Source organism: Blastocatellia bacterium (assembly GCA_035573895.1).
Taxonomy (GTDB): Bacteria; Acidobacteriota; Blastocatellia; order HR10; family HR10; genus DATLZR01.
Genome location: DATLZR010000074.1, coordinates 1 through 7,002 on the forward strand (window position 1 = coordinate 1; position 7,002 = coordinate 7,002).

Annotated in this window: 5 protein-coding genes; 4 read left to right on the top strand and 1 reads right to left on the bottom strand. The window is 61.2% G+C overall.

Features of this window, described 5'->3' with window-relative positions:
- A partial coding sequence (locus VNM72_07760; GenBank protein ID HXF05296.1) for a PrsW family glutamic-type intramembrane protease occupies nt 1-997 on the top strand: 997 nt, incomplete at its 5' end.
- Here VNM72_07760 and VNM72_07765 read toward each other — a convergent pair.
- Entirely contained in the window at nt 912-1,745 is an 834-nt protein-coding gene (locus tag VNM72_07765; GenBank protein ID HXF05297.1) for an SAM-dependent chlorinase/fluorinase, read from the bottom strand. The genes VNM72_07760 and VNM72_07765 overlap by 86 nt on opposite strands.
- 39 nt (nt 1,746-1,784) lie before the next feature.
- Here VNM72_07765 and VNM72_07770 point away from each other — a divergent pair, with 39 nt between their 5' ends.
- From VNM72_07770 to VNM72_07780, 3 genes are all read left to right on the top strand, one after another.
- A complete protein-coding gene (locus VNM72_07770; GenBank protein HXF05298.1) occupies nt 1,785-3,032 on the top strand; it encodes a cysteine desulfurase family protein in 1,248 nt (415 codons plus the stop codon).
- Nucleotides 3,033-3,180: 148 nt separating this feature from the next.
- A complete protein-coding gene (locus VNM72_07775) occupies nt 3,181-4,848 on the top strand; it encodes an amidohydrolase (protein ID HXF05299.1) in 1,668 nt (555 codons plus the stop codon).
- Between the two features lie 103 nt (nt 4,849-4,951).
- Nucleotides 4,952-7,002: choice-of-anchor tandem repeat NxxGxxAF-containing protein (locus VNM72_07780; protein ID HXF05300.1), on the top strand; the 2,051-nt coding region annotated here is incomplete at its 3' end.

The following is a 7,002-nucleotide window of genomic DNA, read 5'->3' on the forward strand; positions in this document are numbered from 1 at the left end:
CTATCGGCGACCGGAGTTCAACGAGCCGGTGGACGGCGTCGTCTATAGCGCCGCGGCCGCCCTCGGCTTTGCTGCCGCGGAAAATCTGCTCTATCTGGGCCGATTCGGCACCGATGTGTTTGTGGTGCGCGGTATCTTGTCCAATCCGGGGCACGCGCTGTTTGCCGCTTTCTGGGGACTGGCGCTCAGTCGCGCGCGAACGCTGCCCAATGTGGGGAGCCGGCGCGTGGCCACAATTGTCAGCGGTTGGCTGGCGGCCTCGCTCCTTCACGGATTGTTCGACGCGGTGCTGACGGCGGGACAGTACGGGGCGCTGCCGGAATACCTCGTCATCGCAATCATCGTGGCGCTCATGATCAGCATCTTCATCTACGTCGAAATCATGACCGTGCGCCACGTCGTTCGCTCGCCGCATCGTCGAGAGACGATGCTGCTGAGCGCAGCCGCTCTCTGCCCCTCCTGCGGGGCGATGGGGATCGGAGGACACCCCTGTCCTCACTGTGGTCAGCCGATCGCACCGGTTGAGGATGACCGACTCTGCCCCACCTGTGGCCGACGACAGCACGCCGGACTGACCGTTTGCGCCGACTGCGGGGCGAGCTTATTGGCCTCGCGCCCGCCGTCTCTGCCGCTGGCCTTTCCCCATCTGGTCCGACCCACAGGCGATGGCCGTGAAGAGATCGCCTTCATCCTCGATCAACCGGAGATCACCGTCGGCAAGACGCTCGATAACACCTTCGTCATTGATGATCCCACCGTCTCCAAACATCATGCCCGGCTCGTCTGGCATCCGGCGGGAAATTTCGTCGCCATTGACCTCAACAGTACCAACGGGACCTACGTCAACGGACGCCGGGTGAAGGAGAATTTGTTGAAAGACGGATTCGAGATTCGCTTCGGTCGCGCCCGCTTCATCTATCGCTCGCCGGATCGGCCGTCGCCCCTGTGGGCAGCAGCACCTCGACCGCAGCCCCCCGACCCACACCCAGGAGCCTAGCCGCCGAGTCCCGCGCCACGGCGATCTCCACGCGCCCGGTGCTTCCCACGAGGGCAAACGGCTCGCCGGCCGACCCTTCCTCGAAGTGCGTCCGAATGGTCGTGATCTCTCGACCCGCGATTATGAGCTTGCCGCCGCACGCAATGAGATCGGGGGGGACATGCTCCTCGGTCAGGTTGGTGATGAGATTGCCGAACCGATCTACGTGAATGACATGCCCCCGAAGATGGCGAGCCGAGACGACCTCCACCGAGGGAAGGGCAAACGTGACCGGATCGTTGATCACCGGCCCGAAAGCGTCGGCAGGAACGCCCGTCGAGAGCCAGGCCGCAACCGGAGCGAAAATATCCCGACCGTGAAAAGTTCGGCTCACCGGATGACGAAAGTAGCGCGTGGCCGTAATCTGCCGGATCTCAGCGATCGCTTCCGTCCGGTAGATGAAGCTGAAGAGTCCGTTGTCCGGACCGATGAAGAAATATCGCTCCGATCGAACAAGGAGAGCGCGCCGTTCCGAACCCACCCCGGGATCAACCACAGCGACGTGAATCGTTCCCGCGGGAAACGTCGCGTAGCAATCGGCCAGCGTGAGGGCGGCCGTTTCGATGTCCTGAGGGGGAATGAGGTGCGTCACATCAACGACAACTGCCTGGGGATTGATCGAGAGGATGACCCCCTTCATGGCGGCGACGAAAAAGTCGCTCAACCCGAAATCGGTCATCAGCGTGATGACCCGACCGGCTGCGCTCATGTTGCAAATTCTAGGCAACGGACGCAAAATTTTCTACCTATGCTCCGGCGCGTCTACCTCGATAACAGCGCGACCACGCCCCTGGACGCGGCCGTGTATGAGGCCATGCAGCCCTACTGGATGGAGGAGTTCGGCAATGCCTCCTCGATTCATACGTTTGGTCAGCGGGCGCGGGCAGCGGTCGAGACGGCACGGGCGGCCGTGGCCGAACTGATCAATGCCACACCACCGGAGATCGTTTTCACCAGCGGGGGAACGGAATCCGATAATCTGGCCATCAAAGGCATCGCCGAAGCCCATTGTGATCGAGGTCGGCACATCATCACGTCACAGATTGAACATCCGGCTGTGCTGGAAAGTTGTCGCGCGCTGGAGCGGCGCGGCTTCGAGGTGACCTATCTCCCGGTCACCGCCGACGGACTCGTTCGCCTGGAGGATGTCGCATCGGCCATTCGACCGGACACGATCCTCATCACCATCATGCTGGCCAACAACGAAATCGGGACCATCCAGCCGATTCGGGAGATCGGCCACTACCTGCGAGGGCGACGAGCCGAAGGTAAGCCTGCACCGCCGTTTCTCCATACCGATGCCGTGCAGGCTCTGGGCAAAATGCCGATTGATGTTCACGACCTGGGCGTGGACCTTCTGACGATGTCCGCCCACAAGATTCATGGCCCGAAAGGAATCGGGGCTCTCTACGTGCGGCGCGGCGTTCGCCTCGTTCGCCAGATGGACGGCGGGCACCACGAACGCGACAAGCGATCGGGAACCGAGAATGTCCCGGCCATCGTGGGGTTCGGCGTGGCGGCTGACCTCGCGCGACGCCACCTCGACCGGTGGGCGGCGCACATGCGTGAGCTGCGCGACTACCTGGAGCGGGAGATCGTGCGACGCATCCCTCACGTCCTCTTCAACGGCCACCGCGACGCCCGGGTCCCCCACATCAGTAACGTCACGTTCCGATTCCTCGAAGCGGAATCGCTTGTGATCCGACTTGATCTGCGAGGGATCGCCGTCTCAACGGGAGCCGCCTGTTCCTCGGGCTCGCTGGAGCCATCGCATGTCCTGCTGGCCCTGGGACGGGACCGCGAAAGCGTTCAGGGAAGCATCCGCTTCTCCTTGAGCAAAAACACCACCCGCGAGGACATTGATTACGTCCTCGATGTCCTCCCGGAAGAGGTCGAACGTCTCCGCGCGTTTTCCACCGAAAGCCTCCCCGTTGGGGATAGCACTTCTTCCGAGGCAGCGCAGACTTTCCCGTCTGCGAATGCCCCGCAGGCGTGAAAGCCCGCGCTACACGTAGCGCGGATGTTCCAGTCCGCGAAAAAAAGCGCATGCTCGAAAGCTTGCGCCACATTTGTTGACAAGACCTGTTGCCTTTGACATTTTGAACGTCCGATTTTGATGTTCACCCGCCGAAGGGAGGTAACGTATGTATCGCCTGGGCGTCGTGGGAGTCATGCTTGTGCTGGGGATGATGTCCTCTCTCTCGCAGCCGATCAGGGCGGATCTGGTCCTTCTCAACGGGAAGGTCTGGACGGTGGATCGCGCGCGGCCGCAAGCGCAGGCCGTCGCCGTCTGGCACGGGCGCATCCTGGCCGTCGGCTCCAATGACGAAATCCGTCAGTTCATCGGCGATCGCACACAGGTCGTTGATCTTCAGGGGAAGCTCGTTTTGCCCGGCTTCATTGACAATCACACTCATTTTCTTTCCGGCGGGTTTTGGCTTGGAGAAGTCAAGCTAAAGGATGCGAAAAACGAAGAAGAGTTCGGCCGGCGATTGGCGGCCAAGTCGCGCGAGCTTCCGCCGGGAGCCTGGATCACGGGCGGCACATGGGATCACGACAACTGGCCTGGAGGGAGGCTCCCCACGGCCGAATTGATTGATCGCTATGTGCCGGATCGCCCGGTCTTCGTGACCCGATACGACGGGCACATGTCGGTGGCCAATAGTCTGGCGTTGAAGCTGGCCGGGATCACAGCCGAGACGCCCGATCCTCCGGGTGGCGTGATTGTCCGAAAACCGGGGACGCGCGAGCCTGCGGGCGTGCTCAAAGACGCCGCTCAGGATTTGGTGCAGCGCGTCATTCCGCCGCCGAGCGAAGCTGACATGCGGCGGGCAATTGAAGCTGCGCTCGCCGAAGCCCGTCGCGTCGGTGTGACGAGCCTGACGGATATGGACCTGACGCCGACCACGCTGCGCATTTATCAGGACCTCCTCAGCGAAGGCAAGCTGACGGCCCGCATTGATGGGCGCTGGCCGCTCCGTCGCTGGAAGGAACTGGCCGATCTCGGCCTGCGCCGTCATTTCAGCAACAATGACTGGATCACTATCGGCGGATTGAAAGGCATGCTCGATGGCTCGCTCGGTTCGAGCACCGCTCTCTTCTTCGAGCCCTACACGCAGGATCCCGGCACGCGCGGCATCTACGTCACGCCCTACGACGAGATGAAGCGGCTCGTCATCGAAGCGGACCGCGCCGGGCTTCACCTCGCCGTTCACGCCATCGGCGACCGCGCCAATTCGGAAATGCTCGACATTTTCGCCGAAGCCATTCGACAGAACGGGCCCCGCGATCGCCGCTTCCGCATCGAGCACGCCCAGCACATTCACCCGAAGGATTTCCGGCGGTTCGCCGAGCTGGGCGTCATTGCCAGCGTTCAGCCCTATCACGCGATTGACGATGGCCGCTGGGCCGAAAAGCGCATTGGCCGCAAACGATGCGAGACCACATACGCCTTTCGCACTTTCCTCGATCATGGCGTGAAGCTGACGTTCGGTTCGGACTGGACCGTCGCACCGCTCGATCCCATCCTCGGCATTGATGCGGCGGTCACGCGGCGAACGCTCGACGGAGCGAACCCTCAGGGCTGGTTCCCCGAACAGAAGATCACCGTCCAGGAGGCCATCGAAGCCTATACGCTGTCCAATGCCTACGCGACTTTCGATGAGAACAGAAAAGGCTCGCTGACGCCCGGCAAACTGGCCGACATGGTCGTGCTGTCCCAGGACATCCTGACTATTCCCGCAACCGAGATCGTGAAGACCGAAGTCATCATGACCATCGTCAACGGAAAGATTGTCTACGAGAAGAAATGACCGGGCCGCCGATTCATCGAGCGACCTGTGGACACTTTCTCACGGAGCGGACCATCGGTGTGAATCTGAGAAATCTGTGGTTATTTTTCGGAGGAGGACGATTATGAGGAAATCATACAGCCGCTCATCGAAGGACGGTATTCGTGTCATCCTGGCGCTGGTGATCAGCGGGGGGATGAGCCTGATGAACTTAGGCGTCGGATTCGCCCAAAATCTCCCGATGAAATTGGTCACAACGGGATCGCTGCCTCCCCCGCTTGAGTACGCTCTCAATCTCAGCATCCCATCGAATGACGGGATTGGAATTCAGCCAACGCTCGGGGGGCGGATTATCTTCCGCTCAAAACGATTTGATCCGGCGACGACCGATCACCACCTCAGTTCGAGTCGGGACGCCGCCTTTGCCATCTTCAACGACAGCCGCTCATTCCGGGGCGCCATCTTCGTCTGGCGAGCGAACACGCGAACGCTCTCCCGGCTTGTCCAGATCGGTGACCGCACTCCCGAGGGAAGAATCTTCACGGCCATCCACGGTCTCTCGATGAATGATCGAGGGGATATTCTCTTTACCGCGGAGACATCGGGTCCCGGTCCCCATCCCGGTTTTGCCCGGAGTGGATTGTACCTGGCTTCCGGCTCCACCATCACGACGGTTCTCACCAGCGATGAGACGACACCGTTTGGGGCGCTGTTCTCCTTCACCCATCCACGATTGGCCGACTCCGGGGCCATTTACTTCACAGCCCAGATGAGTTCCGGCGAGGGACCTCCCCGCCAGGCGATCTTCCGCCTCTCGGGACCGACCCTCGAACGCCTCGTCGTCGCGGGTGATCGAAGCGAAACGGGAGATGTCATCATCCGCCCGGAACTTCAGGCGATTGGACCCTCGGGTGGAATCGCCTTCCTTGACAAGTCAGCGGGGACTGTCACGGCCTATCTCGCCGCCGGCGGAACGATCACGAAAATTGCGCGATCGGGCGAACCGGTGACGACGGACCGGGGGACGGTCACGTTCGAGAGCGCCCCGGGGCTGGTGCCGTTTGTCCTCTCGCCCCGGTCGGTCGGCCCCTCGAACGAAGTCGCCTTCATCGGAACATTTCCCGGACGCAACGACAACCCTGTTTTCGGCCTCTACCGCTTCAGCCGGGGAAGTCCACTCAAAGAACTCCTCCGCACGCCGCGGACAATCGGTAACTTTGTCGCTCAACTCCTGAGCTACTCGTTTGTCACCGATGCTGGACTCATCTATTGCGCGGCATCCATGCTGGAGACGGGAAACAGTGCTGTCCTGGCCATCACCAACGAAGGTCGGATCACGGTCAATCAATTCCCCGGAGCGTCCTCGACGACCTTGAATGCACCGGCTGTTGCCATCAATCCGAATGGTGAGGCCCTCTTCCAGCGCATCAGTGTGAATCTGGTCAACCCGGTCTCGGGAGGGGTCGCGGTCTCGTTGAACCTGTTTGTTCCCCGACGGGTCGAGCCGCTCGTTGCCGATCTCGCCTCCGTGCTTCCTCAAGCGACCTTTTTCGACTTCCCCGTGCTGGCAGCCAATAATACCGGGAGCCTCCTCTTCATCGGAAACGTCGGCGGAGGGCGCAACCTCTATCTCCTCAGGAACAACGTCGTGAGTCCGGTGGTGCGGGTCGGTCAAAAGATCGAAAACGTGACGATCACGGCCATTACGACGGCAGTTATCAATGATCAGGGTGTGATCGCCTTTGAGGCCGAACTGGATGTCGGCTCCGGCGTTTTCGTCGTCACCGGGAACACGATCCGTAAGCTGGCGGCGACGGGGGATCTGGCTATTGGCAGTGGAATGCCGGGTGATCCCTCCTCAATGTACTTCACTCACATCTTCGACCTGGCAATCAATCAGCGAGGCCAGATCGCTTTCATCGCTAACCTGTCCAACATCCCCAGCGGCCCGAATGTTCCACCGGTACGAGATCACGCTATTTTCCTGGCCACGCCCGGTCAGTTTGGTTATCCCGCGCCGCCTCCGCCGATTCTCGGCCTGTCGAATTTCCGAGTGAAGAACAGCCCGCCCCTTTACATCTCGAAACTCGCTCTTGGCGAGGATGGATCCGTCGTCTTCACGGCACAAGCCGAGCGAGCCGAGGGTGTTTATCTCTCGGCGGTCCGATCCGGCGG

Excerpts from the sequence above, each read along its gene's own strand:
- VNM72_07775 (HXF05299.1), top strand. The coding sequence starts at position 3,181 with ATGTATCGCCTGGGCGTCGTGGGAGTCATGCTTGTGCTGGGGATGATG.
- VNM72_07765 (HXF05297.1), bottom strand. The coding sequence starts at position 1,745 with ATGAGCGCAGCCGGTCGGGTCATCACGCTGATGACCGATTTCGGGTTG.
- VNM72_07770 (HXF05298.1), top strand. The coding sequence starts at position 1,785 with ATGCTCCGGCGCGTCTACCTCGATAACAGCGCGACCACGCCCCTGGAC.